Below are 25653 nucleotides of genomic sequence, written 5' to 3'. Positions count from 1 at the left end.
TTCGTGTCGCTTCGCCAACCCCCCTGCTGGGGGCAACACCAGCGGCCCGGCAAAGCCGGTTCCGCGGTGTTTCTGGAAGAAGGCATGCGGTGCGCGGGCTGGTGGTGAGAAGAAGAAAAAGCAGGAACGAGTTTTTCAGCAAGGTCTCCTTTGGATGTTCAGCCCGCGAGCGCTTCGGCGTCAGCGGGCTTTTTTTTTGGCCTGCGGGGGAGCGGATGCACAATGCCGAGATCATGTGGACCACCCTCGAAGACAGCCTTTGCGAGCTCGGCGAATCGCCGTTCTGGCACCCGCACGAACGCTCGCTTTACTGGCTAGACATTCCGGGGCGCGCGGTGCTGCGCACGCGCGGGGAAATCGGCACGGCCGGTGCCAAGGTGGAACGCTGGGCGCTGACCACCGAGCCCGGTTGCATGGCGCCAGCGCGAAGCGGCGGGTTGGTGATCGCGCTGCGCGACGGCATCTACCGGGCTCGTGAATGGGGCGGTGAACTGGTCGCAATGGCGCGCGTGGCGCACGACGTGCGCACCATGCGCTTCAACGACGGCAAATGCGATGCGCTGGGCCGTTTCTGGGCCGGTTCGCTCAACGAGGCCAAGGACAAGGCCAACGCCGCGCTCTACTGCTTCAACGCGCGCACCGACACCGGCGTGGCGCCGACATTGACGCAAATGGCCAACGAGTCCACCACCGGCAACGGCCTCGCGTTCTCGCCCGATGCCCGCATCCTTTACTGGGCCGACACCGCCGCGCATGTGGTGTGCGCGTGGGATTGGGATGCAGAAGCCAATTCGTTGTCACGTGCGCGTGTGTTCCACCAGTTCGAGGCCAAGCCCGAAGGTTGGACGCCCGGGTCATCCGTGCGCTACGAAGGCCGTCCCGACGGCGCGACGGTCGATTCGGAAGGCCACTACTGGGTCGCGATGTTCGAGGGCGCTCAGTTGCTGCGCTTTGCGCCGTCGGGCGAGATCGTGGCTTCCGTCCCCGTTCCCGTCCAGTGCCCGACCATGCCCTGCTTCGCCGGCGACGACCTGCGGACGCTCTTCGTCACCAGTGGTCGCAAGGGCCGGCCTGCGGCGGAGATCGAGCGGCTTCCGGCATCGGGCACGGTGATCTCGATGCGCGTCGATACGCCGGGGTTGCCTGTCAACTTCTTCGAGGACTAGGGTGCTTTATTCAGGGCGCACTCCCGCCGACGGGGTACCTTGCTTCGCGAATGTCCCCCGCCCTTCGGGCTCCTCCTTGATTTCGCTGCGCAAGGCACCCCATCAGCGGAAGCGTGATTCAGAGCAGTGGTTGATCGGTCGCACACCAGCCGCGTGCCCCAGTGCACAGGGCATCGGGTGCTCCCCGCAGCGAAATCAAGGAGGAGGCGAAGCCGGGGGACATTCGCGGAGGGGAGTACCCGGTGGCCTGTGCACAGGCCCTGAACAGAAGCGCCAGGAACAAGATCTCAGAGGGTAAAAGCACATGGCCCTCCAGCACATCCCCCCGATCCAGTGCCTGCTCACCTTCGAAGCCGTGGCCAGGCTGCGCCACGCGGGCCGCGCGGCCGATGAACTGTGCGTTACGCCCAGCGCCGTGAGCCACCGCATCCGCCAACTCGAAGCGCACGTCGGCTTCAAGCTCTTCGGCCGCAGCGATTTCAGCCTTACCGCCGACGGTGCCGCTTATCTCGCCAACGTGCGCACCGGCCTCGCCGCATTGCAGGCCACGCCGCTCGGAAATGCAGCACCGCATGCGACACGCCTGCGCATCGCCGTCACACCGACCTTCAGCCGCCAGTTCCTCATGCACCGGCTCGAGCTGTTCCGCAACATCTATCCGGACATCGAACTGGTGTTGCAGGTATCGATTCCGCTGCTCGACGTCACGGCCGAGCAGGCCGATCTTGAAGTGCGCTACGGCACCGGTGCGTACGCCGACTGCGAACACCGGCTGCTGCTCGAAGAAGAAGTGGTGCCCGCCTGCAGCCCGAGCTTCCTCAACGAGTTTGGCCCGTTCGACGGCTTTCGCACTGCCGCCGAAATTGCCAGCGCCCGGCTGATCCGCAGCCCGCTCGAACCCTGGAGCACCTGGTTCGCGAGCTGCGGCATCGACCAGCCCGAGCCGCATGTCGGCTCCCAGTTCAATGATCTGGGGCTCGTCTACGATGCCGCCGCGAGCGGTTTCGGCGTGGCGCTGGTCCGCCTGAAAATGGGCGCCGCCTGGTTCGAGTCGGGCCGGCTCGTGCCGCTTTCCGACCGGCCCGTGCCTTCGCCGCACCGCCACACGATTTGCTGGCAGCCGGGCACGCTCGATCGCTGGGAATGTGCGGCGTTCGTCGACTGGCTGGCGCAGAGTTTGCGCTGAGCCGGCAAAGTTCTCTCAAGTCCGGCGCGAAAAAGCTTCAACCCGGCGCCGCCGCATTTGCGTAGAGTGCGGAGCACCACGAGACACACACAGACATGAACGCGCCGCTCACCGCCGTCCAGCACGATTCGCTGCAGAAAACCGAGCGCCAGTCGCAGGTCGTGCACGCCCTGCAGGCCCACCTGCCCGCGCATGCGCTCATCTGGCACGCCGAGGACACCACGCCCTATGAGTGCGACGGCCTCACCGCCTACCGCCAGCGGCCGCTCGTCGTGGCCCTGCCCGAGACCGAGGCGCAGGTCGCTGCCGTGCTCACCACCTGCCATCAGCTTTCTGTGCCCGTGGTCGCGCGCGGCGCGGGCACCGGGCTCTCGGGCGGCGCCATGCCGCACGCGCTGGGCGTGACGCTCTCGCTCGCCAAGTTCAACCGCATCCTGAAGATCGACCCCGTGAGCCGCACGGCCGTTGTGCAGTGCGGCGTGCGCAACCTCGCCATCAGCGAAGCGGCCGCGCCTTTCAACCTCTACTACGCGCCCGATCCGTCGAGCCAGATCGCCTGCACCATCGGCGGCAACGTGGCCGAGAACTCGGGCGGGGTGCATTGCCTGAAATACGGCCTCACGCTGCACAACGTGCTTCGCGTGCGCGGCTTCACGGCCGAGGGCGAGCCGGTTGAGTTCGGCGGCGAGGCGCTCGACGCGCCGGGCCTGGACCTGCTCGCGCTGGTCATCGGCAGCGAAGGCATGCTGGCCGTGACCACCGAGGTCACCGTCAAGCTGGTGCCCAAGCCGCAGCTCGCGCGCTGCATCATGGCCAGCTTCGACGACGTGCGCAAAGCCGGCGATGCGGTGGCGGCGGTGATTGCGGCCGGCATCATTCCGGCGGGGCTCGAGATGATGGACAAGCCCATGACCGCCGCCGTCGAAGACTTCGTGCACGCCGGCTACGACCTCGATGCCGCCGCCATCCTGCTGTGCGAATCCGACGGCACCGCCGAAGAGGTGGAAGAAGAAATCGGCCGCATGACCGCCGTGCTGCGCGCCTCCGGTGCCACCGCCATCGCGGTGAGCACCAGCGAAGACGAGCGCATGAAGTTCTGGAGCGGACGCAAGAACGCATTCCCCGCGTCGGGCCGCATCAGCCCCGACTACATGTGCCTGGACTCCACCATTCCGCGCAAGCGGCTCGCGGACATCCTGCTGGCCATTCAGGAGATGGAGAAGAAGTACAGGCTGCGCTGCTGCAATGTGTTCCACGCGGGCGACGGCAATCTGCATCCGCTGGTGCTGTTCGATGCCAACGACCCCGACGAGCTGCACCGCTGCGAGCTCTTCGGCGCCGACATTCTCGAGACCAGCGTGGCCATGGGGGGCACCGTGTCAGGCGAGCATGGCGTGGGCGTGGAAAAGCTCAACAGCATGTGCGTGCAGTTCACCGCAGCCGAGAACGAACAGATGTTCGGCGTCAAGCGGGCCTTCGATCCGGCCGGGCTGCTGAACCCCGGCAAGGTGATTCCCACGCTGCAGCGCTGCGCCGAGTACGGCAAGCAGGTGGTGCGCGGCGGCAGGCTGCCGCATCCCGATCTGCCGCGCTTCTGAGAGCAACAACAAAAAGAGACCATGGATCAAGCTCTCAGCCAGATCATCGAGCGCATCCGCGCCGCAGCCGCCGATGCCACGCCACTTTGCATTCGCGGCGGCGGCACCAAGGACTTCCACGGCGAAGCGCCGCGGGGCGAAACCTTGAGCACCACCGGCCTCACCGGCATCACGAGCTATGAGCCCAGCGAACTGGTCGTCACCGTGCGCGCCGGCACGCCGCTCGCCGAGCTCGAAGCCGTGCTCGCTGAAAAAGGGCAGTGCCTGCCTTTCGAGCCGCCGCACTTCGACAGCAGCAGCACCACCCACGGTGCGACCACTGTCGGCGGCATGGTCGCCGCGGGCCTCGGCGGTCCGTCGCGTGCCAGCGTGGGCGTGGTGCGCGACTACGTGCTCGGCGCCACGCTCGTCAACGGACGCGGCGACATCCTGAGTTTTGGCGGGCAGGTGATGAAGAACGTGGCGGGCTACGATGTCTCGCGCGTGCTCGCCGGCTCCTGGGGCACGCTGGGCGTGATCGCCGAAGTCAGCCTCAAGGTTCTGCCCGTCGCGCCGGCCGAAGCCACGCTGGAATTTGCGTGCGTTCAAAGCGATGCGCTGCGGCTGCTCAACGAATGGGGCGGCCGGCCGTTGCCGCTGAATGCGAGCTGCTGGTTCGAGCATGCCGGTGCCGGCGCGCTCTGCCTGAGGCTGCGCGGCGCCGTCGCTGCCGTGGAGGCGGCGTGCACGCACCTCGGCGGCGAGCGCAAGGACAACGCGCGCGCCGCCGCCGACTGGCAAGCGCTGCGCGACCAGCAACTGCCATGGTTCGCCACCGCCGAAGGGCCGGATGCGCTCTGGCGCCTGTCGGTGCCGCAGACCGCACCGGTGCTCGCGCTCGATGGCAGTGCTGCCGCGCCGTTGATCGAATGGCACGGCGGCCAGCGCTGGTACAAGGCGCCGCCCGATCAGGCCGCGCGCATCCGCGAGAGCGCACGCGCGGCGGGCGGCCACGCCACACTGTTCAGGCTGCCCGCCGGTGCCGACGTGTACAACGGCATTCCACGCTTCGATGCGTTGAGCGCCCCGGTGGCACGCATCCATCGCGCGCTGATGCAGGAGTTCGATCCGCACCGCCTCTTCAACCGCGGCCGGCTGTTCGCGGCCGAATAAAAGACAAAACAGACGACACCCCGCGATGCAAACCGAACTCGCCCCCGAATTCCGCGACACCGACGAAGGCCGTGAGGCCGAAGCCATCCTGCGCAAGTGCGTGCACTGCGGCTTCTGCACAGCCACTTGCCCCACCTACCAGCTGCTCGGCGACGAGCTCGACGGCCCGCGCGGGCGCATCTACCTGATCAAGCAGGTGCTCGAAGGCAAGGCGCCGACGCGCAGCACGCAGCTGCACCTCGACCGCTGCCTGACCTGCCGCAACTGCGAGAGCACCTGCCCGAGCGGCGTGCAGTACGGCCACCTGGTCGACATCGGCCGCAAGATCGTCGACGAGAAAGTGCCTCGCCCTGCCACGGAATCGGCGCAACGCTGGCTGTTGAAAGAGGGCCTGCCGTCGCCGCTCTTCGGCCCCGCCATGAAGCTGGGCCAGGCCATGCGCGGCCTGCTGCCGGAAGTGCTCAAGGCCAAGGTGCCCGCCAAACAGGAGGCCGGCGCCTGGCCCACCGCCGCGCACGCGCGCAAGGTGTTGATGCTCGCGGGCTGCGTTCAGCCGTCGATGATGCCCAACATCAACAGCGCGACGGCGCGCGTGCTCGACGCGGCGGGCATCCAGACCGTGATCGCGAAGGAGGCCGGCTGCTGCGGCGCCGTGAAGTTCCACCTCAACGACCAGGAAGGCGGCAAGGCGCAGATGCGCGCCAACATCGATGCGTGGTGGCCGCAGGTTGAACGCAATGAAGTCGAAGCCATCGTGATGAACGCTTCGGGCTGCGGCGTCACAGTGCGCGAATACGGGCATATCCTGCAGCACGACGCGGCCTATGCTGCCAAGGCGGCGCGCATCAGCGAGCTGACGCGCGACCTGAGCGAACTGCTGCCCGACCTGGTTCCGGCACTGAAGGCCCGCGTGCGCGCCCCGGCCGGCCTGGTGGCGTATCACCCGCCGTGCACGCTGCAGCACGGCCAGAAGCTGCGCGGCGGCGTCGAGACGCATCTGCGCGCGCTCGGCTTCGACGTGCGTGTGGCTATGAACGAAGCGCACCTGTGCTGCGGTTCGGCCGGCACGTACTCGGTGCTGCAGCCCGAGTTGGCCTACCCGCTGCGCGACCGCAAGCTGGGGCATCTGCGGCAATTGCAGCCGAGCGTTATCGCCTCGGCGAACATCGGCTGCATCACGCACCTGCAAAGCGGCAGCCAGGAGACGCCCGTGCGCCACTGGGTGGAGCTGCTGGACGCGGCGCTGGCGGCCGCGGCCTGATCGCACACGCAAGAGCGCCTTGGTCCGACTCGCGCGGGAGACTTTCGCGCCGCATCATCGAGGCACCGATCTACCAAGGAGCAAGCCTCATGTCTTCCGTTCAAGCTTTCATCGCCCTGAGGAGCCTGCGGCGTGCCTTGCTGGGCTTCGCATTTGCCTGCGTGGCCGGCGCCGCCGGTGCACAGGCCGCCTCGGCCCTGCCGCAATGGAAGGGCGAGGGTGCGGTGCGATATGTCTGCGGCGGCATCGGTTCGGACGAATCCAACGCCATGCGCGCCGCCATGAAGGAGCATCCGCTGGCATTGCTTTTCGCGCGCGCCGACGGCGCCTATCTGGCGGATGTCCAGGTGGAGATCAAGGGCGCCGACGGCGCGCCTTCGCTGGCATTGCGCGCCAACGGGCCGGTCTGCCTGGTCGATCTGCCGGCGGGCCGCTACACCGTCGATGCCGCGATGGCGGGCGGCGGTGCGAAGAGCCAGGCGGTGACGGTGGGTGGCGGTTCGAAGACCGCCAGCTTCCGCTTTTGAACGGGCCTCAGGCCGCGGCCAGCGCCGCCTCCACATCGCGCGCGAGCGAAGCGGGCGTGTCGAGCGGCGCATAGCGCTTGTGCACCCGCCCGTCGCGCCCGACCAGGAACTTGGTGAAGTTCCACTTGATGGCGGTGCTGCCCAGCAGGCCCGGCTTTTCCTTGGTCAGCCACTGGTAAAGCGGCGCGGCGTTGCTGCCGTTGACGTCGATCTTCTCCATCATCGGAAAACTCACGCCGTAGTTGGTGGTGCAGAACGCGCCGATTTCCTCGTTGGTGCCCGGGTCTTGCGAGCCGAACTGGTTCGAAGGAAACCCCAGCACCACGAGCCCCTGGCCGGCATACTTCTTGTGCAGCTCCTCGAGCCCCCCGAACTGCGGCGTGAAGCCGCATTGGCTGGCCGTGTTGACGATCAGCAGCACCTTGCCCCGAAAGGCCGAGAGCTTCACGTTCTTGCCGTCGATCTGCTTGGCTTCGAAGTCGTAGATGCTGGTCATGGTGTACCTCAGGTAGGAGACGAAAGACGATCATCGCGCGCTGACGGCGTTCGCGCAAACGCCGACCAAACGGCCGCCAGCACGATCAGCGCGCCGCCAGCCAGGATGCGCGGGCTCATGTCGGCCGCGCCCAGCGCCACCGACGACACGCTGGCGAACAGCACCTCCGACAGCATGATCACCGCGGTAGCGCTGGCCGCCAGCCGGGCCGCGCCGTACTGCAGGCAGACATTGGCCGCGACGAAGCCCACGCCCAGCAATGCGGCCCAGCCGATCCAGCCCGGCGCGGCCGAGAGCGGCGAGGCAAACGCGCCGAGCAGGGTGCCGGTGGCCGCCGCAATGCCGGACACCAGCGCGCAGCCGCAGAACATCGCCAGCGCACGCGATTCGCCGGGTGCGTTGTGCAGATGGCGCAGCAGGATGTTGGTGACGGCAAAGCTGAACCCGGCCGCCACGCCCAGCCAGTCCGGCAGGCTCGACGGCACGGGCCAGTCGACGCCCGGCGCCTTGAGCACCACCACCACGCCGGTGAGCGCCAGCGCCACCCGTGCGAGCGCGCCGGCCGTGGGCCGCTCGCCCAGTACGGCCCAGCCCAGCAGCACGCTCCACAGCGGCATCAGGTAGAACAGCAGCACCACGCGTACGACGTCGCCCTGTGTCACGGCCCAGTTGAAGCCCAGGTTGGTGAAGCCCGCCGCAAGCCCCAGCGCCGCCAGCATCGGGAATGCCGCGAAGCCGCCCCAGGCGTGCCGGCGAAAGAAACCCATCGCCAGTGAAATGGCCACATAGATCAGGCAGGTGGTCCACACGGGATGCAGCCCGTGGCTTTCGATGTGCCGGAACGGAAACCACGAAACGCCCCACACAAAGGCATTAAAAATCAGTGCAAGTGCGGCCATGAAAATTGTTGCTCGCCCCCAAGCTGCGCGCACTTCGTGCCGCTTCGCCAACCCCTGCCGGGGGCAACACAGCGGCCCGGCAAAAGCCAGTCCCGCGGGGTTTCTGGTGAAAGCAAAAAAGGCCGCAGCGACCGGGGGCTAGTGATGCTTGTCGCTGCGGGCGATGGCGAGCAGGTGCTCGACTTCTTCGGGATACTTGCGCAGGTTGTGATGATGCCAGCGCTGGATGAGCCACATGCAGCCCGCCACCACGCCGCCGAAGGCGCCGATGGCCGCGAAGGCCGACAGGCCCAGGCCGGTGCAGGCGCTGTAGAAGCCGCCAAGCAGCAGGATGCAGGCTTGTTCGTTGAAGTTCTGCACGGCAATCGAGCGGCCCGCGCCCATCAGGTTGTGGCCGCGGTGTTGCAGCAGCGCGTTCATCGGCACCACCAGAAAGCCGCCCAGCCCGCCCAGCAGAATGAGGAACGGCACGGCGATCCAGACGTTGCCGATCAGGTTCATGCTGATCACCAGCAAGCCCATGGCAATGCCCATGGGAATCACGCGCGTGGCCATGTCCAGGCGCATGCGCATCGAGGCCACGATGGCGCCCACCGCCATGCCGATGGTGACCACGCCGGTGAGCGCCGTCGCCTGCGTGGTGTTGTAGTTGAGCGCCAGCGCGGCCCAGGCCAGCACGATGTACTTGAGGTTGGCGCCGGCGCCCCAGAAAAGCGTGGTGGTGGCCAGCGAGATCTGTCCGAGCTTGTCGCGCCACAGGCGGGCGTTGCAATGCCAGAAGTCAGGCAGCAGCGCCAGCATGTTGCGCGCGAGGCCTTGCGCCGGATTGGTGCGCAGCGGCCGCATCTCGACGCCGGTATGCGGAATCCGCGTGTTGAACCAGGCCGCGAGCGCATAGACGAAGATCAGCACTGCAATGGCCGCCTCGGCCGGCGAATCGATGCCGGTGTCGATCAGTGGCAAGTCGAAGGACAGTAGCTGCGTGGACACCGCGTGCCCCACCAGCGAACCGCCGAGCACGATGCCCAGCAGGATCGAGGCGATCGTGAGCCCTTCGATCCAGCCGTTGGCCTTGACCAGCTGGGACGCCGGCAGCAGCTCGGTCAGGATGCCGTACTTGGCCGGCGAATAGGCCGCGGCGCCGAGCCCCACGATCGAGTACGAGAAGAGCGGGTGCGAGCCGAACAGCATCATCAGGCAGCCGATCACCTTGATCGCGTTGCTGATGAACATCACCCGCCCCTTGGGCAAGGCGTCGGCGAAGGCGCCCACCAGCGGCGCCAGCACCACGTAGAAGACGGCAAAGATCGGCACCAGCGCCGCCCGCTGCCATTCGGCCGCCCCCGAGCTTCGCATGAGCTCGACCGCCACGACGAAGATCGCGTTGTCGGCCAGCGACGAAAAGAACTGGGCCGACATGATCGTGTAGAAACCGCGCTTCATCGATGGGCTGGCTGGCCAGGTGGGTACTGGCAGTAGTGAAAAAGTGTCGCGTCTTTTGGGCGAATGGGCGGTTATAGCATGGGGGTACGACGGCGAAATCAGCGTTGCCACCCTGGACGGCTTTGCCTGCGAAGATGCTAAAACACATCCATTCAACATCCGACGTTTTCCATGCCGCGTCCCATTCTCGCCACCGTCCACACTGCCGCACTTCGCCACAATCTCGACCGGGTGCGCCGCGCCGCGGTCGATGCCCGCGTCTGGGCCGTGGTCAAGGCCAACGCCTACGGCCATGGCATCGAGCGGGTGTATGAGGGCCTGCGCGGCGCCGACGGCTTTGCGCTGCTCGACCTGGCCGAAGCCGAGCGCGTGCGCGCACTCGGCTGGCGAGGCCCCGTGCTGCTGCTCGAGGGCGTGTTCGACGCACGCGACCTGGAACTGTGCTCGCGGCTCGATCTCTGGCACACGGTGCATTGCGACGAGCAGATCGACATGCTCGCTGCCCACAAGACGCTCAAGCCGCAGCGTGTGTTCCTCAAGATGAATTCCGGTATGAACCGCCTGGGCTACACGCCCGAACGCTTCGGTTCGGCCTGGACGCGCCTCAACGCGCTGCCGCAGGTCGACGAGATTTCGCTGATGACGCATTTCAGCGACGCCGACGGGGCGCGCGGCATCGCGCACCAGCTCGAAGTGTTCGAGCGCGTCACGCACGACCTGCCGGGCGAACGCTCCATTGCGAACAGCGCCGCCACGTTGCGGCATGCCTCACAGACCCGCGGCGACTGGGTGCGCCCCGGCATCGTGCTGTACGGCAGCGCGCCCGACTTTCCGCAGCACGACGCGGCGCACTGGCAGCTGCAACCCACCATGACGTTGTCGACCAAGCTCCTCGCGGTGCAGCAGCTGAAGGCCGGCGACACCATCGGCTACGGCTCCAACTTCACGGCCGACGGGCCGCTCACCATCGGCGTGGCGGCGGTCGGCTATGCCGATGGGTATCCGCGGCATTGCAACACCGGCACGCCGGTGCTGGTGAACGGCGTGCGCACACGCATGGTGGGCCGCGTGAGCATGGACATGATCACCGTCGACCTCACGCCCGTGCCCGACGCGAAGTTCGGCGCCGAGGTCACGCTGTGGGGCCGCTCGGCCGTGACCGGCGCCGTGCTCCCCATCGACGAGGTGGCGCAGGCGGCCGGCACCATCGGCTACGAACTCATGTGCGCGGTGGCGCTGCGCGTGCCGTTCGCTCCCGCCGACAATTGAAGCGGCGGCTCAGTAAAGCCCGAGCTGCCGCATCCGGAGCCGCGCCAACCCCAGCAGCGCATCGGTGAACGGCGTGGCGACCGCCGTGAGTTCACCGAGCTCGCGCACCACGGTGACCAGCGCATCCAGCTCCACCGAGCGGCCGGCTTCCACGTCCTGCAGCATCGAGGTCTTGAATGCGCCGAGCTTCATCGTTACCGCGTGCCGGTCTTCGGGGCTCTGCGTGATCTCGATGCCGATGCGACGGCCGATTTCCTTGGCTTCGAGCATCACGGCCGAGATGAAGCCGCGCACATAGGGGTCGCCCATGATCAGGTCGGTGGTGGTGCCGGTCAGCGCGCTGATCGGGTTCACCGTCATGTTGCCCCAGAGCTTGAACCACACGTCCTTCTGGATTTGCGGCGACAGCGTGGCGTCGAAGCCGCCGTGTTTGAGCAGCTCGACGAGTTTCTGCACGCGCGGCGTGGCTTCGCCCGAAGGCTCGCCCACGATCAGCCCGTTGCCGAAGTGATGCCGCACCACGCCCGGCGCATCGAGCGAGCAGCTCGCGTGCACCACGCAGCCGATCACGTTGCGCGACGGAATGGCCCTTGCAATCGCGCCGTCGGGGTCGACGGCTGCCAGGCGGTGGCCAGTGATCTCGCCACCGAAGCCGCCTTCGAGAAACCACCACGGCACGCCGTTCATCGCCACCAGCACGAGGGTGTCGGGCCCGATCAGCGGGCCGATGCGTTCGGCCACGCCGGCCAGCGCGGGCGCCTTCACGGCAATGACCACGAGGTCTTGCACGCCCAGGGATTCAGGGTCGGCCACTGCATTGACCGGAACGCGTGTGCGCACCTCGCCGCGCATCAATGAGAGGCCGCCCTGCTGCAGTGCCTCAAGCGTGGCGCCGCGCGCCACCACGTTGAGGCGTTCACCCGCCTGCGCGAGGCCGGCGCCGATCCATCCGCCGATCGCGCCGGCGCCGTAGATGCATATCTTCATGAAAAAGGCCGCCTCAGTTTCTGTAGCTCGGGTCGATGCGGTCGACCTGGCGCACCAGCGCATCGAACACGTCCTGCCCGGCGCCGTGCTCGGGGCTGAACTGCAGCGCATCGCGCGTGCAGCGCTGCGCGATCTCTTCGTTCACCGGAATGGCGGCGCCCATCGAAAGCGTCGCCATCTGGATCTCGCAGGCGCGCTGCAGGGTCCACAGAATCGCAAAGGTCTGCGGCAGCGTCTGCCCCCAGGCCAGCAGGCCATGGTTGCGCAGGATCACGGCGTTGCGGTTGCCGATGCTCTTGAGGAGGCGCGGGCCTTCGTCGGCATGGATGGTGATGCCTTCGAAGTCGTGGTAAGCGACCATGCCGTGCAGCTGGGCGGTATAGAAATTGGTCTGCTGCAGGCCGCCCTGCAGACAGGCCACGGCCACGCCGGCCGTGGTGTGGGTGTGCATCACGCAGTGCGCGCCGGGCAGGCCGTCGTGAATGGCGGCATGCACGGTGAAGCCGGCCGGGTTCACCGGATACGTTGAACCGTCGAGCACCTTGCCCTGCAGGTCGATCTTCACCAGGTTGCCGGCCGTGACCTCGCTGTAGTGCAGGCCGAAAGGGTTGATGAGGAACTGTTTCTCTCCTCCCGTCACGCTGTCGGGCAGCCGCACCGTGATGTGGTTGTAGATCATCTCGGTCCAGCCGAGCATCGCGAACACGCGGTAGCAAGCCGCGAGCTGCTCGCGCGCGGCGCGCTCGTCCGGATGGATCGAGGGATGGACCGGTGCCGACGGCGGCACGCGGGTGGCGAGTGTGTTCATTGCAGTTCCTTTTTTCAGATGACGCTTGTCTTGTCCCCGAACTCTTCGCGGGGAACACCGTGGAACCGGCTTTGCCGGGCCGCTGGTGTTGCCCCCTTGAGGGGGAGGCGACTACACGCAGTGAGCCGCTTCGGGGGTGGGCTAGCCTTCGGCGGTGAAGCCGACTTCCTTGACGATCGGCGCCCACTTGGCGGTGTCTTTCTTGAGCAGGTCGGTCAGCTCGCCCGGCGTGGAAGACGTGGCTTCCAGGCCGAAGGTGCCGAGGCCGTCGATCACGTCCTTCTGCGCCAGCGCGTTCTTCATCGAGGTATTCAGCCGGGCGACCAGCTCCGGCGAAGCCTTGGCGGGCAGGAAGAAGGCGAACCATTCGCTGTGCGCCATGTCCTTGATGCCCTGTTCGCCGAAGGTGGGTACGTCGGGCGCGAAGCGGCTGCGCTTGGCACCCGAAACACCCAGGATGCGCACCTTGCCCGAGGCCAGGTGCTGCGTGATGTCGCCGATGGGGCCCGAGACGGCCGAGATGTTGCCGCCCAGCAGGTCGAGCATGGCCGGCTGCGTGCCGCGGTAGGCCGCATGCTTGAGCTCGGCGCCGCCCTTCTTGCCCAGCAGCGCACCGATGAAGTGCGGCGTGGAGCCCGCGGCGGGTGAACCGAAGTTGGCGCCGGCCGGGTTGGCCTTGGCCCAGGCCAGGAACTCGGGCACCGTCTTCACGCTGGCGGGCACCGCCGGGCCGACGGCAAAGCCGAAGTCGAAGATGCAGGCGATGCTGACCGGCGTGAGGTCGACCATCGGGTCGTACGGCAGCTTCTTGTAGATGTGCGGATAGATCGTGAGGATCGAGGTGGGCGTCTGCAGGATGGTGGTGCCGTCGGCGGGCCGGCCCTTCACGTAGCTCACGGCGATCTGGCCACCCGCGCCGGTGCGGTTTTCCACCACGGCCGCCTTGGCGTAGTCGGGGCTGAGCTTCTGCGCAATGCGCCGGCAGGTGGTGTCCGAGGTGCCGCCGGCCGCAAAGCCGGTGACGATGGTGGCGGTTTCGATCGAGGCTTGTGCAAAGGCGTGCTGGCCCAGGCCGGCAAGCAGCGCCGAGGCGCCGGTGGTCTGCAGCAGGTGGCGGCGGGTGAAGGTCATGGTTTGTCTCCGGGTGTTGGTGGTTGATTGCGGGTTCACGACTCGTCGCGCAGCCAGGTGACTGCGCCCGAATGGGTTACGGCGCCCTGATGGGCCGGGCGCACGGTGAGGGCATATTTTTCCAGCAAGCCGCGGTGCGGGACCCCCGCGTTTACCTCACGTCGGGAGAGCCGGCGCGTGATTTCTTCCGACGTCAATTCCACCGAAATGCTGCGCGCCTCGGCGCGCGCGTCGATGGCCACCATGTCGCCGTCGCGCAGCGCCGCAATCGGCCCGCCGTCGGCTGCTTCCGGGCCCGCATAGCCGATGCACAGGCCGCGCGTCGCGCCGGAAAAGCGGCCGTCGGTCAGGAGCGCCACCTTGTCGCCCATGCCCTGGCCGTAGAGCAGGGCGGTGATGCCCAGCATCTCGCGCATGCCGGGACTGCCCTTGGGGCCTTCGTTGCGGATCACGATCACGTCGCCGGGCTCGTAGCGGCGGTTCTGCACCGCCGCCTGGGCTTCTTCCTCGGAGTTGAAGACACGCGCCGGGCCGCGGTGTACCAGCGTCTGCAGGCCCGCGGTCTTGAGCAGCGCGCCGTCGGGACAGAGATTGCCCTTGAGCACGGCCAGCCCGCCGTTGCGCGTGATCGGGTTGCCGGCTTCGCGCACCACGCGGCCGTCGGGCGCGGCGGCATCGGCCAGCTCTTCGGCCATGGTGCGGCCGGTGAAGGTGAGCGCGTCGCCGTGCAGGAAACCCTGTTCCATCAGCGTGCGGAGAATGACGCCTGCGCCGCCGATATAGAACACGTCGCGCGCCAGGTACTGGCCGCCCGGGCGTAGATCGGCAATGAGCGGCGTGCGCGCGAAGATCTCGGCCACATCGTCCAGGTGGAACTTGATGCCGGCCTCGTGCGCGATGGCCGGCAGGTGCAGCGCGGCGTTGGTCGACCCGCCCGTGGCCGACACCACGGCGCAGGCGTTTTCGAGCGCCTTGCGCGTCACAATGTCGCGCGGCAACGGGGCGGATCCGTCGAGACTGCCCATCACCGCCTTCATGAGGTTTTTCGCGGCGCGGCGCATCAGCGGCGCCCGCTCGCTGAACACCGCTGGCACCATGCTGGAGCCGATGGGCGCAAGGCCCAGCGCCTCGGACACCATGCCCATGGTGTTGGCCGTGAACTGGCCCGCGCAGGCCCCCGCCGTGGGCAGGCAGGCACGGCTCATCGCGTCGAGCTCTTCGTGCGTGGCGGTGCCGGCCAGCACCTTGCCGATGGTCTCGTAGGTGTCGACCACGTTGAGATCGCGGCCCCGTACGTCAGGATGTGGTCCGGGCATCTGTCCCGGCAGCGCCGAGCCGCCATGCACGAACACGCTCGGCACATTGCAGCGCACCATGCCCATCATCAGACCCGGCAGGTTCTTGTCGCACGCGCCAATGGCGAAGATGCCGTCCCACTGGTGGCCGCGCGTCGAGGCCTCGACGCTGTCGGCAATCAGCTCGCGCGAGATCAGCGAGAAGCGCATGCCCGAATGCGCCATGGTGAGCCCGTCGCTGACCGACACCACCGGGCACTCGTGCGGCGTGCCGCCGCCCGCGTAGATGCCGGTCTTGGCATGCTGCGCCTGCTCGCGCAGGTTGAGGTTGCAAGGGCTCATTTCGCCGCCGGTGTGGAACACGCCGATGTGCGGGCGCGTGATGTCGTCGTCGTCCTGGCCCAGCGCATGCAGGAAGCTGCGCGTGGTCGCGCGGATCGTGCCTTCGCGGATGATGGCGGAGCGAAAGCGCTTGGGCGGATCGGCGGGCGCGATCATGGTGTCAGAACATCCCGTTCTTGTTGGCGGCGGTTTCCGGCACCGGCTGCACCACGTCCCAGTGCTCGACGACCTTGCCGTTCTCGAGCTTGAAGATGTCGACGATGGCGCTGCCGCGCGTGCCCGGCTCGCGCACCGCATTCACGTGCAGGATCACGTAGTCACCCTCGACGAAGCTGCGCTTGATCTCGCTGCGCGAGTTCGGAAACTTCTCGCGCAGGAATGCGACGAACTTGCGAAAGCCCTCGGGCCCGTCGGCCGCGGTGGGGTTGTGCTGCACGTAGCGGTTGCCCACGTACTGCAGGGCCGCGTCGGCGTCCTTCTGGTTGAGGCCCTTTTCGTAGAACGCGAGTACCGTCTGGCGGTTGGTCTCCTGCTGGGCGGTGGCGGCGCGCGAATTGCCGCCGCCCATGGGGGCACAGGCGGCGAGGGAACAGGGTGGCGGCCATGGAAATGGCCGCAAGGGTGACGCGTTGCATGCAGGTGTGCTCCGGTGCGAAAGAGAAAGAAGAACGAATCAATCAGTAGCCGCTGGGCGTCACCGCGCTCGCGGCGTTTTTGTATCTCGACGCCAACTGCTTCGCCGCCGCCGTGAGCAGAATCGTGTCCACACCCACGGCCACGAACTGCGCGCCCGCCGCAAGCCACTTGCGCGCCTGCTCTTCGGTGGTGGAGAGAATGCCCGGCGCCTTGCCGGCCTTGCGGATGCGCGCAATGGCGTCGGCGATCATGGCCTGCACTTCGGGGTGGTTCGGCTGTCCGACGAAGCCCATCGACGCCGACAGGTCGGCCGGCCCGATGAACACGCCGTCCACGCCCGGCGTGGCCGCGATGGCGTCGAGGTTCTTCATCGCCTCGACGGTCTCGGCCTGCACCAGCAGGCAGGTCTGCGCATTCGCTTCGTGCAGGTATTGGGAGTAGGCCTGCCAGCGCGAGGCACGTGCCAGCGCGCTGCCCATGCCGCGGATGCCCTCGGGCGGATAGCGCATGCCCTGCACCATGCGCGCGGCCTGTTCGGCCGTGTCGACCATCGGCACCAGGATGGTCTGCGCGCCGATGTCCAGGTACTGCTTGAGCAGCGTGGTGTCGCCCACGGGAACGCGCACTACCGGGTGCGAGCGTTCGGACTCGGGCTGTGCCGACCACGCGCTGGAGATGCCCTGCAATTGCGCGAGCACCGAACGCACGTCGTTCGGCGCGTGCTCGCCGTCGACCAGCAGCCAGTCGAATCCGGTGCCGGCGAGGATCTCGGCCACATAGCCGTCTGCCAGGCCGACCCAGAGGCCGATTTTCTGTTCGCCGGCCTGCATGGCCTGCTTGAAGGTGTTGAGCGGTGTTTGCATGGAGCGTCTTTCAGACAAAACGGAAGGCGATGCTGCCGAGCGGGCCATAGTCGGCATGGAAGGTGTCGCCGGGCACGGCAGTGGTGGGCCGGGTGAACGAGCCCGCGAGTACCACCTCGCCGGCCTCGAGGCATTCGTCCCATGGTGCGAGCTTGTTCGCGAGCCAGGCCACGCCGGTGGCGGGGTGGTTGAGCACGGCCGCGGCCACGCCCGATTCCTCGATCACGCCGTTCTTGTAGAGCAGCGCGCTCACCCAGCGCAGGTCGACAGCGTCGGGCTTGACCGGACGGCCGCCCATGACGATGCCCGCATTGGCCGCGTTGTCGGCGATGGTGTCGAACACCTTGCGCGGCGCCTTCGTGTGGCGGTCGAACTGTTCGATGCGCGCGTCGATGATCTCGATGGCGGGCACCACGTAGTCGGTGGCGGCCAGCACGTCGAAGATGGTCACGTTCGGCCCCTGCAGCTTCTTGCCGAGGATGAAGGCCAGCTCCACCTCGATGCGCGGCGCGATGAAGCGCGTGAACGGGATGTCGCCTCCCTGCTCGAAGAACATGTCGTCGAGCAGCGTGCCGTAGTCGGGCTCGTCGATCTGGCTGGATAACTGCATGGCGCGCGAGGTGAGGCCGATCTTGTGGCCCTTCACGGTGCGGCCTTCGGCGAGCTTGGCCTTGACCCATTCGCGCGAGATCGCGTAGCCGTCTTCCACCGTCATGTCGGGAAAGCGTTTGGAAAAATGCTCGACCTGCACGCGCGACTTCTCGCTCTCGTGCAGCTCGGCCGCGAGCCTGGCGATGGTGTCGGAAGTGAGCATGGCGTTACTTGTTGAAGAGGGGATGCAGGTTGCTGTGCTTGCCGTCGTACACCTGGCCCGGGCCTTCGTCGATCTGCAGCGTGATGCCGATGCGACGCTTGTCGAAGATCGGTTCGAAATGCGATCTCACTGCCGCCAGCAGATTGTCGCCAGCCGTCTTCTTCGCCTCGTCGCTGCGTCCAGCGGCAATGCGCACATTCACGTACACGAAGGCGTAGTCGTCTGCATCGTCCGCTACAGCGTACTGAGCCGCCGGATACGCGAGCACGCGGGTTCCGCCAACGGGAAACAGCGATTGCCCCCGCGCGTCCTTTTGCGAGACGAGCGTCGCTGCGAGCGCACGGCACAAGTCACCCATGGGAATTTCGGCATCGAGGTTAGCGGTGTACTGGATCGTGACGTGTGGCATGGCGTGATTGCTTCCTTACTCAACGGACATCATGGCGACAGTGCATGTCACCGCAAAAATGGGGATGGCCTTCATGTGCAGGATCTCGCCCTTGCCCCGCGCGGCCGCAGCCACGCTCAGAAAGGTGCGAATCTCGAAGCCGCCCTGGCCCGCTTCGCGGTAGGTGGCTTCGTCGTTGTAGTCGGGCTGCGAAAGCAACGCCTCACGGTCATTGGCGCACCAGCGGCGCATGAACTCCGCGTCCCACTCGGCGTTGACCTTGCCTGAATCGGGCGTAGCCGGCCAGTGCGAGATGCCCCCGGTGCCCACCAGCGCAATGCGTTCGGGCACCTTGTCGCAGGCGCGGCGCAGTGCCTCGCCAAAAGCCCAGGCGCGGTGTAGCGGCGTGAGCGGCGGACCCTGGCAGTTGATGTTCACGGGGATGATCTTGGTGTCGAACTTCGGCGTGAGAAAGTGGAGCGGCACCATGATGCCGTGGTCGAACTTCCATTCTTCTGCGTAGGCCACGTCGACCGTCTGCATCACCTCGCGGATCAGGCGTTGCGAAAGTGCGGCGTCGCCGGGAATGGTGTGTTTCTCGATGCCGAGCCACTTCGGGTCTTCGATCGGGCCCTCGTAGCTGTCGGCCATGCCGATGGCATAGGCCGGCATGTTGTTCATGAAAAAATTCGCGAAGTGCTCGGCCGCGACCACGATCACGGCATCGGGTTTTGTCGCGCGCATCGCTTCGCCGAACCGGTGAAACTGCGCGTGAAATTCATCCTTCACCGCCGGATCGGCCAGATGGGCGCGGCCGGTGATGCCAGGGGCGTGGCTGCAAACGCCTGCGAATACAAGGCTCATACGCCTGCCACCTTTTCGTCAGTGCCGGTTGTCATGGCATAGATGCCCGCGCGCACGGGACCGTATTTGCGTACGCCTTCGCGCATGGCTTCGAGGTAGTCGGCCCATACGATGCCCAGCAGCGGCGCGAAGTGCATCAGGAGCTGTCCGTTGCAGCCGAGCACGTAGAGCTTGCCGATGTCGCCCTTGTCGATGGCTTCACGCTCTTCGTCGTTGAAATCATAGGCTGCGAGCAAAGCCGCGCGCGCCTCGCTGCCTTCTGCGTAGCGGCGCTGCACGTCGGTGTCGCGGTTGAGAGTGAACAGGAATTTCTGCATGGCGTAGAGGCTCATTGCGAAGGCCTTGCGTGTTCTTTCAGGGCGCGTGCAAAGGCCACCGGGTACTCCCCTCCGCGAATGTCCCCCGGCCTGCGGCCTCCTCCTTGATTTCGCTGCGGGGAGCACCCGATGCCCTGTGCACTGGGACACGTTCGTGGTGTATCGCTGATCAACGACTGCTCTGAATAACGCTCCCGCTGGTGGGGTGCCTTGCGCAGCGAAATCAAGGGGGAGGCCGCAGGCCGGAGGACATTCGCGGAGCAAGGTACCCCGTCGGCGGGAGCGCCCCACGAACAAAGCGCTGAACCCACAGCGCGTTGAACAGAAAAGCGGGCACTCATCTCACACACCCCAATGCGGAATATGGTGCGACCCCATCGACACCGCAACGTTCTTCGGCTCGCAGAACACTTCGTAGCTCCAGGTGCCGCCTTCGCGCCCCGTCCCCGAGGCCTTGGTACCGCCGAAGGGCTGGCGCAGGTCGCGCACGTTCTGGCTGTTGACGAAGCACATGCCCGCCTCCACCGCGGCCGCCACGCGGTGCGCGCGGCCGATGTTTTCGGTCCACACGTAGCTGCTGAGGCCGTACTGGATGTCGTTGGCCAGGCGGATCGCATCGGCCTCGTCCTTGAACGGAATCAGGCAAGCGACCGGGCCGAAGATTTCTTCTTGCGCAATCCGCATGCGGTTGTCGACACCGGCGAAGACCGTGGGCATCACATAGTTGCCCTTCTTCACACGGTCCGGCAAGTTGCCCGGTACCTCGAGGCCACCGCACAACAGCGTCGCGCCTTCCTTCGGACCGAGCTCGATATAGCTGCGCACCTTGGCCAGGTGGGCCTGCGAAATCATCGGGCCGACGATGGTCTTCTCGTCGAGCGGGTCGCCCACCACGATGCGCTTGGCGCGCTCGGCGAACTTGGCTGCAAAGTCGGCGTAGATCGACTGCTGCACCAGGATGCGCGAGCCGGCCGTGCAGCGCTCGCCGTTGTTGCTGAAGATCATGAATACCGCCGCGTCCAGCGCGCGGTCGAGGTCGGCGTCTTCGAAGATCACGAACGGGCTCTTGCCGCCCAGCTCCATGCTGAACTTCTTCAGGCCCGCGCTCTTCACGATGCGGTTGCCCGTGGCGGTGGAGCCGGTGAACGAGATCGCGCGCACGTCCGGGTGCGCCACCAGCGGCTCGCCGGCTTCCTTGCCGTAGCCGTGCACCAGGTTCAGCACGCCGGGCGGAATGCCGGCTTCGAGCGCGAGTTCCCCCAGCCGCGCAGCCGTGAGCGGCGAGAGCTCGCTCATCTTCAGCACCGCCGTGTTGCCGAAGGCCAGGCATGGCGCGACCTTCCAGGTGGCCGTCATGAACGGCACGTTCCACGGGCTGATGAGCGCGCACACGCCCACCGGGTGGAACAGCGTGTAGTTCAGGTGCGTGGGCGTGGGATAGGTGTGGCCGTCGACGCGCGTGCACATCTCGGCGAAATAGTAGAAGTTGTCGGCCGCGCGCGGAATCAGCTGCTTGCCGGTTTGCGCGATGACCTGGCCACAGTCGTCGGTTTCGGTCTGGGCGATTTCGGGCACATGCTTCGCGATGAGGTCGCCGAGCTTGCGGATCAGCTTTGCGCGTTCGGCGGCGGGCAGGCCGGCCCACTTCGGAAAGGCTTCCTTGGCGGCGGCCACGGCCGCGTTCACCTCGGCTTCGCCGCCCGAGGCGACCTCGGCCAGCACCTCCTGCGTGGCGGGATTGACGGTCTCGAAGTAGTCGGTGCCCGCGACGGACTTGCCGCCGATGAGGTGATGGATCTGCTGCATGGAATTTCCGGTTCAGTCGAGTTTGATGTCGCGCGCCTTGATCAAGGCATGCCATTTCTTGCGTTCCGCATCGACGAAGCGCGTCATCTCGGCGCCGTCGGCGGGGCGTGCTTCCCAGCCCGCGTCGAAGAGCTTCTGGCGCACGCCGGCGTCGGCCATGGTCTTCTGCAGGTCGGCGCCGAGCCGGGCCTGCACGTCCTTCGGCGTGGCGGCCGGCACCACGAGCCCTTGCCATGTATAGGCCTCGACGCCCGCGTAGCCCAGTTCCTTCGCGGTCGGAACATTGGGCAACTGCGGAATGCGCTCGGCGCCCATGGTCACGAGCGGCACCACCTTGCCGGCCTTGACCGCGCTCACGCCGCTGGGCAAGTCGAGCATCATCAGCGGTACCTGCCCGCCCATCAGGTCTTGCAACGCAGGTGCGCCGCCCTTGTAGGGCACGTGCAGCATCGACACGCCGGCTTCGCGCTGGAAGAGTTCCAGGGCCAGGTGATGCGGGCTGCCGGTGCCCGGCGTGGCAATGCTGTATTTGCCCGGCGACGCCTTCAGTGCGGCGATCAGCGCCTTGGCGTCGGCCAGGCCGGCGTTGGGCGCGGCGGTGATCACGAGCGTCGAGCGGCCCATCATGCCCACCATGGCGAAGTCTTTTTCGGCGTCGTAGGGCAGCTTCTTGTAGAGCGCGGGGTTGTAGACCAGCACGCCGTTGTCGGCCGAAAACACGGTGTAGCCGTCGCCGGGCGAGCGCGCCACGTTCTCCGACGCGATGATGGCGCCCGCCCCGGGGCGGTTGTCCACCAGCACCGGCTGGCCCAGCTGCTGCGAGAGCTGCGCGCCGGCGGTGCGCGCGAGAAAGTCGGTGCCGCCGCCCGCGGGATAGCCCACCACCCAGCGCACGGGCCTGGCGGGGAAGGCCTGCGCCTGCGCATGGGGCGCGATGGTCGCGGCGGCGAAGGCCACCAGGGCCGCGGCGAGCCCGAGTCTGTTCCTGGTCGTCATGGGGTTTGTCTCTTTTGTCGTTGGTATGGGAAAGCAGTGCGGCGCTAGGTGCCGGCAATGGTGTTGACCAGCGTCCCGATGCGCTCGATCTCGGTCACCACCACGTCGCCCGGCTTGCAATCGACCACCCCGTCGGGCGTGCCCGTCAGGATCAGGTCGCCGGGCGACAGCGTCATGAAGCCGCTGAAATATTCGATGAGGAACGGGGCGTCGAAGATCATGTCGCGCGTGCTGCCCTGCTGCGTGACCGTGCCGTTGACCGTGGTCTTGAGGGCGAGCGCCATGGGGTCGGGCACATCGGCCGCATCGACGAACCACGGGCCCAGCGGCGTGCAGGTGTCGCGGTTCTTCACGCGCAGGTTGGGGCGGTACCAGTTCTCGAGATAGTCGCGAATCGCGTAGTCGTTGGCCACGGTGTAGCCGCCGATGAAGTCGTAGGCGTCGCCCCGCTTCACGTTCTTCGCGGTCTTGCCGATCACGATGGCGAGCTCGCATTCGTAATGCATGAACTGCACGCCCGTCGGGCGGTGCGTGTGCTGGCGGTGGCCGATGAGCGTGCTTTGTCCCTTGACGAACACCAGCGGTTCCTCTGGCGCCTTGAACTCGAGTTCTTTGGCGTGGTCGGCGTAGTTGAGGCCGAGCGCGAGGATGGTGCGCGGCCGCGCGGTGGGCGCGAGCGGGGGCAGCCAGGTGAGCTGTTCTTGCGGCACGATGCGGCCGTCGTCCAGGCGCACGGCTGCGTGAGGCAGTCCGCCGAATTCGTGCGCGATGCCGGTGTGTTCGCGGCCTTCGTAGATGACGCGTGCGTGCTTCATGCGGCGGTCTCCTGCACCAGCGTATTGGTCAATGTCTCGAAGCCCGGTGAGGAAATTTCGATGCGGTCGCCCGCGCGCGCCAGCGGCCGGCCGGCGTCGCAGCCCAGCAGCAGTACGTCGCCGTGCGCGAGCGTCATGAATTCGCCCACATCCGCGAGCAGTTGCTGTGCCGGCCGCACGAGCTGCGAAAAGTCGATCGACTGCTTGAGCGCGCCGTTGATGCGCACCTCGACGCGAAAGTTCGCCGGGTCGGCCACCTCCTGCGCATCGCGCAGCGCCGGGCCGATGCCGAGAAAGCCGTCGACGCATTTGAACTTGACAGGCGGGCGGAAGAAGCTCGCATGCGGAATCGAGAGGTCGTTCATCAGCACGAAGCCTTCCACGTCGCCCTCGGCGCCGATCACCATGCCGATGCTCGCGCCGATCTCCACTTCGGGCACCGATGCAGGCACGGTGATCGCGCTGCCGTGCGGGCTCCACGTGTTGGCGGTCTTCACATAGAGCACCGGCGCTTTCGGCGCAGCCTTGTACGGCGGCTGCGTCATCCGCGGCGCGAGCGCTTCCACTTCGGCGCGGAAGTTCAGCAGCGTGCCGTACACGGTGCCGACCGGAAGGTAGTGCGCGGCGGTGCTGCTCATGAGGGTTGCTCCAGTGCGATGAGTTGGTCGAGCAGCCCGTAGAGCTGGGTGAGCTTGGCCTTGCCGAGCGACTTTTCCATCCACTCGTAGTGCGCCTCGATGCTGGTCGACAGGCGCTTCACGAGCTTCATGCCGTGCGGCGTGGCCTCGACCACGGTGCGGCGTTGGTCTGCGGGGTCGCGGCTGCGCGTGATGAGCTTGTCGCGCTCCATGCGCGCGAGCACGCCAGTCAGGCTGGGGCCGAGGATGAAGGCCTCTCGCGCGACGTGGCCTGTTTCGACCGCGCCGTGTTCGCCGAGCACGCGCAGCACGCGCCATTGCTGGTCGGACAGCGCGTGCTCGCGCAGGCTGGGCCGGGTGTGGGCCATCACGGCTTCGCGGGCCTGCAGCAGCAGGCGCGGCAAATTGCGGTGAGTGAATGTCGTGCTCAAGGCATGTCTCTTTCGAAATTACTTAACATGTTAAATGAATTGTCGGCACTTTCCAATCCGTTCGCCATCAGGGTTTGTGCGGACCCCTAAACTCCCCGCATGGCCAAGGACAAAACTCTCTTCGTCTGCAGTGAATGCGGCGGCACCAGCCCCAAGTGGCTCGGCAAATGCCCGAGCTGCGGCGCCTGGAACACACTCATCGAGCAAGCGGCGGGCAGCAATAGCGGGCCGGCCAATAACCGCTTCGGCACGCAGTACGCCGCGCTCGCGGGCGTGTCGGAGCTCGCAACCCTGTCGGAAATTGAAGCGACCGACGTCGCGCGCACGCCTACCGGGCTCGACGAACTCGACCGCGTGCTCGGCGGCGGCATCGTCTCGGGCGGCGTCACGCTGATTGGCGGCGACCCCGGCATCGGCAAGTCGACGCTGCTGCTGCAGGCGGTCGATGCGCTGCAGCGCGCGGGGCAGAACGCGCTCTACGTCACGGGCGAGGAAAGCGGCGCGCAGGTGGCGCTGCGCTCCAAGCGCTTGGGGCTCGATCATTCGCAGGTGCAGGTGCTGGCCGAGATCCAGCTCGAAAAGATCATCGCCACGCTCGACGCCACGCGGCCGGCCATTGCGGTGATCGATTCGATCCAGACGGTGTACTCCGACCAGCTCACCTCCGCGCCAGGCTCGGTGGCGCAGGTGCGCGAATGCGCGGCGCATCTCACGCGCTTTGCCAAGACCAGCGGCACGGCCGTGGTGCTGGTCGGCCACGTCACGAAAGAGGGCGCGCTCGCGGGCCCGCGCGTGCTCGAGCACATGGTGGACACGGTGCTGTATTTCGAGGGCGACACGCATTCGAGCTTCCGTCTCGTGCGCGCCATCAAGAACCGCTTCGGCGCCGTGAACGAGATCGGCGTGTTCGCCATGACCGAACGCGGCCTCAAGGGCGTGACCAACCCGAGCGCGATCTTCCTGAGCCAGCACGCGGAGCCGGTGCCTGGCAGCGTGGTGCTGGTCACGCTCGAGGGCACGCGGCCGATGCTGGTGGAGATCCAGGCGCTGGTCGACAACGGCGGACCGAGCCCGCGCCGCCTGTCGGTCGGCCTAGACCGCGACCGGCTCGCCATGTTGCTGGCCGTGCTGCACCGCCATGCGGGCGTGGCCTGCATGGACCAGGACGTGTTCGTCAACGCGGTGGGCGGCGTTCGCATCAGCGAGCCCGCGGCCGACCTGGCCGTGATGCTGGCCATTACCTCGAGCCTGCGCGGCAAGCCGCTGCCCAAGGGCTTCATCGCGTTCGGCGAAGTGGGCCTGGCGGGCGAAGTGCGCCCTGCGCCGCGCGGGCAAGAGCGCCTGCGCGAAGCGGCCAAGCTGGGCTTCAGCGTGGCCGTGGTGCCCAAGGCGAATGCGCCGCGCAAGGGTACGAAAGAGATCGAAGGCCTGACCATCCATGCCGTCGAACGCATCGAAGAGGCGATGGACGTGGTCCGCCGCCTCGATTGATCGATTACCGGGAAAAAATGCCCGGCGCACCACA

25 protein-coding genes and 1 pseudogene are annotated in these 25653 nt (G+C 66.9%); 8 read left to right on the top strand and 18 right to left on the bottom strand.

Annotated features, from left to right (window positions below; translation table 11 throughout):
* Window positions 1-233 precede the first annotated feature (233 nt).
* The 6 genes from QFZ42_RS24310 to QFZ42_RS24285 all read left to right on the top strand — a co-directional run bounded on the left by QFZ42_RS24310 (window position 234) and on the right by QFZ42_RS24285 (window position 6890).
* Window positions 234-1166 (top strand): SMP-30/gluconolactonase/LRE family protein, encoded by a 933-nt coding sequence (locus tag QFZ42_RS24310; RefSeq protein ID WP_307703431.1) that lies wholly within the window; start codon window positions 234-236, stop codon window positions 1164-1166.
* 304 nt (window positions 1167-1470) lie between these two features.
* A complete protein-coding gene (locus QFZ42_RS24305; RefSeq protein WP_307703430.1) occupies window positions 1471-2352 on the top strand; it encodes a LysR substrate-binding domain-containing protein in 882 nt (293 codons plus the stop codon).
* A gap of 95 nt (window positions 2353-2447) precedes the next feature.
* The gene (locus QFZ42_RS24300) at window positions 2448-3950 is read left to right on the top strand and encodes an FAD-linked oxidase C-terminal domain-containing protein (RefSeq protein ID WP_307703429.1); all 1503 of its coding nucleotides are present in this window, start codon (window positions 2448-2450) and stop codon (window positions 3948-3950) included.
* A 21-nt stretch (window positions 3951-3971) separates the two neighbouring features.
* Complete coding sequence (gene glcE / locus QFZ42_RS24295) at window positions 3972-5102, top strand: glycolate oxidase subunit GlcE (protein ID WP_307703428.1); 1131 nt, start codon at window positions 3972-3974, stop codon at window positions 5100-5102.
* Between the two features lie 25 nt (window positions 5103-5127).
* Window positions 5128-6363: a glycolate oxidase subunit GlcF gene (gene glcF / locus QFZ42_RS24290; protein WP_307703427.1), complete on the top strand. Its 1236-nt coding sequence runs from the start codon at window positions 5128-5130 to the stop codon at window positions 6361-6363.
* A gap of 89 nt (window positions 6364-6452) precedes the next feature.
* Window positions 6453-6890, top strand: a complete 438-nt coding sequence (locus QFZ42_RS24285; protein WP_307703426.1) for a carboxypeptidase regulatory-like domain-containing protein — start codon at window positions 6453-6455, stop codon at window positions 6888-6890.
* Window positions 6891-6897: 7 nt separating this feature from the next.
* Here QFZ42_RS24285 and QFZ42_RS24280 read toward each other — a convergent pair whose 3' ends face one another.
* The 3 genes from QFZ42_RS24280 to lplT form a co-directional block, all read right to left on the bottom strand.
* Complete coding sequence (locus QFZ42_RS24280; RefSeq protein ID WP_307703425.1) at window positions 6898-7386, bottom strand: glutathione peroxidase; 489 nt, start codon at window positions 7384-7386, stop codon at window positions 6898-6900.
* An 8-nt stretch (window positions 7387-7394) separates the two neighbouring features.
* Window positions 7395-8285 (bottom strand): DMT family transporter, encoded by an 891-nt coding sequence (locus tag QFZ42_RS24275; protein WP_307703424.1) that lies wholly within the window; start codon window positions 8283-8285, stop codon window positions 7395-7397.
* A 138-nt stretch (window positions 8286-8423) separates the two neighbouring features.
* Complete coding sequence (gene lplT, locus QFZ42_RS24270; protein ID WP_307703423.1) at window positions 8424-9728, bottom strand: lysophospholipid transporter LplT; 1305 nt, start codon at window positions 9726-9728, stop codon at window positions 8424-8426.
* A gap of 171 nt (window positions 9729-9899) precedes the next feature.
* Here lplT and alr point away from each other — a divergent pair, with 171 nt between their 5' ends.
* Entirely contained in the window at window positions 9900-10997 is a 1098-nt protein-coding gene (gene alr / locus QFZ42_RS24265) for an alanine racemase (protein WP_307703422.1), read from the top strand.
* 9 nt (window positions 10998-11006) lie between these two features.
* On the opposite strand, the gene QFZ42_RS24260 is transcribed toward alr, so the two are convergent.
* From QFZ42_RS24260 to hpaR, 15 genes and pseudogenes are all read right to left on the bottom strand, one after another.
* Window positions 11007-11984: a 2-dehydropantoate 2-reductase gene (locus QFZ42_RS24260; protein ID WP_307703421.1), complete on the bottom strand. Its 978-nt coding sequence runs from the start codon at window positions 11982-11984 to the stop codon at window positions 11007-11009.
* A 13-nt stretch (window positions 11985-11997) separates the two neighbouring features.
* Entirely contained in the window at window positions 11998-12792 is a 795-nt protein-coding gene (locus QFZ42_RS24255) for a class II aldolase/adducin family protein (RefSeq protein WP_307703420.1), read from the bottom strand.
* A 141-nt stretch (window positions 12793-12933) separates the two neighbouring features.
* The gene (locus QFZ42_RS24250) at window positions 12934-13923 is read right to left on the bottom strand and encodes a Bug family tripartite tricarboxylate transporter substrate binding protein (RefSeq protein ID WP_307703419.1); all 990 of its coding nucleotides are present in this window, start codon (window positions 13921-13923) and stop codon (window positions 12934-12936) included.
* A 35-nt stretch (window positions 13924-13958) separates the two neighbouring features.
* Window positions 13959-15716, bottom strand: coding sequence for a dihydroxy-acid dehydratase (ilvD, locus tag QFZ42_RS24245; protein WP_307703418.1), 1758 nt, complete (start codon window positions 15714-15716; stop codon window positions 13959-13961).
* 4 nt (window positions 15717-15720) lie between these two features.
* Window positions 15721-16195, bottom strand: a pseudogene (locus QFZ42_RS24240) (nuclear transport factor 2 family protein).
* Between the two features lie 42 nt (window positions 16196-16237).
* On the bottom strand, window positions 16238-17059 hold the full coding sequence (locus QFZ42_RS24235; protein ID WP_307703416.1) for an HpcH/HpaI aldolase/citrate lyase family protein: 822 nt from the start codon (window positions 17057-17059) through the stop codon (window positions 16238-16240).
* 10 nt (window positions 17060-17069) lie between these two features.
* A complete protein-coding gene (hpaH, locus tag QFZ42_RS24230) occupies window positions 17070-17873 on the bottom strand; it encodes a 2-oxo-hept-4-ene-1,7-dioate hydratase (RefSeq protein ID WP_307703415.1) in 804 nt (267 codons plus the stop codon).
* A gap of 4 nt (window positions 17874-17877) precedes the next feature.
* The gene (locus tag QFZ42_RS24225) at window positions 17878-18282 is read right to left on the bottom strand and encodes a 5-carboxymethyl-2-hydroxymuconate isomerase (RefSeq protein ID WP_307703414.1); all 405 of its coding nucleotides are present in this window, start codon (window positions 18280-18282) and stop codon (window positions 17878-17880) included.
* 15 nt (window positions 18283-18297) lie between these two features.
* Window positions 18298-19125: an extradiol ring-cleavage dioxygenase gene (locus QFZ42_RS24220; protein ID WP_307703413.1), complete on the bottom strand. Its 828-nt coding sequence runs from the start codon at window positions 19123-19125 to the stop codon at window positions 18298-18300.
* Window positions 19122-19457, bottom strand: a complete 336-nt coding sequence (locus QFZ42_RS24215) for an aromatic ring-opening dioxygenase subunit LigA (protein ID WP_307703412.1) — start codon at window positions 19455-19457, stop codon at window positions 19122-19124. The genes QFZ42_RS24220 and QFZ42_RS24215 overlap by 4 nt, the downstream gene beginning before the upstream one ends.
* Window positions 19458-19784: 327 nt before the next feature.
* The gene (gene hpaE / locus QFZ42_RS24210; protein ID WP_307703411.1) at window positions 19785-21248 is read right to left on the bottom strand and encodes a 5-carboxymethyl-2-hydroxymuconate semialdehyde dehydrogenase; all 1464 of its coding nucleotides are present in this window, start codon (window positions 21246-21248) and stop codon (window positions 19785-19787) included.
* A gap of 12 nt (window positions 21249-21260) precedes the next feature.
* On the bottom strand, window positions 21261-22244 hold the full coding sequence (locus QFZ42_RS24205) for a Bug family tripartite tricarboxylate transporter substrate binding protein (RefSeq protein ID WP_307703410.1): 984 nt from the start codon (window positions 22242-22244) through the stop codon (window positions 21261-21263).
* Between the two features lie 44 nt (window positions 22245-22288).
* Complete coding sequence (locus QFZ42_RS24200) at window positions 22289-23059, bottom strand: fumarylacetoacetate hydrolase family protein (protein WP_307703409.1); 771 nt, start codon at window positions 23057-23059, stop codon at window positions 22289-22291.
* A complete protein-coding gene (locus QFZ42_RS24195) occupies window positions 23056-23697 on the bottom strand; it encodes a fumarylacetoacetate hydrolase family protein (protein ID WP_307703408.1) in 642 nt (213 codons plus the stop codon). Before QFZ42_RS24195 ends, QFZ42_RS24200 begins: the two co-directional genes overlap by 4 nt.
* Entirely contained in the window at window positions 23694-24128 is a 435-nt protein-coding gene (gene hpaR, locus QFZ42_RS24190; RefSeq protein ID WP_307703407.1) for a homoprotocatechuate degradation operon regulator HpaR, read from the bottom strand. The genes QFZ42_RS24195 and hpaR overlap by 4 nt, the downstream gene beginning before the upstream one ends.
* Before the next feature lie 99 nt (window positions 24129-24227).
* Between hpaR and radA the strand changes: the two genes are divergently transcribed.
* A complete protein-coding gene (gene radA, locus QFZ42_RS24185; protein ID WP_307703406.1) occupies window positions 24228-25619 on the top strand; it encodes a DNA repair protein RadA in 1392 nt (463 codons plus the stop codon).
* The last annotated feature ends 34 nt before the right edge of the window (window positions 25620-25653 follow it).

Origin of the sequence: Variovorax paradoxus, assembly GCF_030815855.1 — a bacterium.
Classification (GTDB): Bacteria; Pseudomonadota; Gammaproteobacteria; order Burkholderiales; family Burkholderiaceae_C; genus Variovorax; species Variovorax paradoxus_M.
Note: the sequence above shows the minus strand (reverse complement) of the source record. Positions and strands in the feature narration are given on the sequence as shown.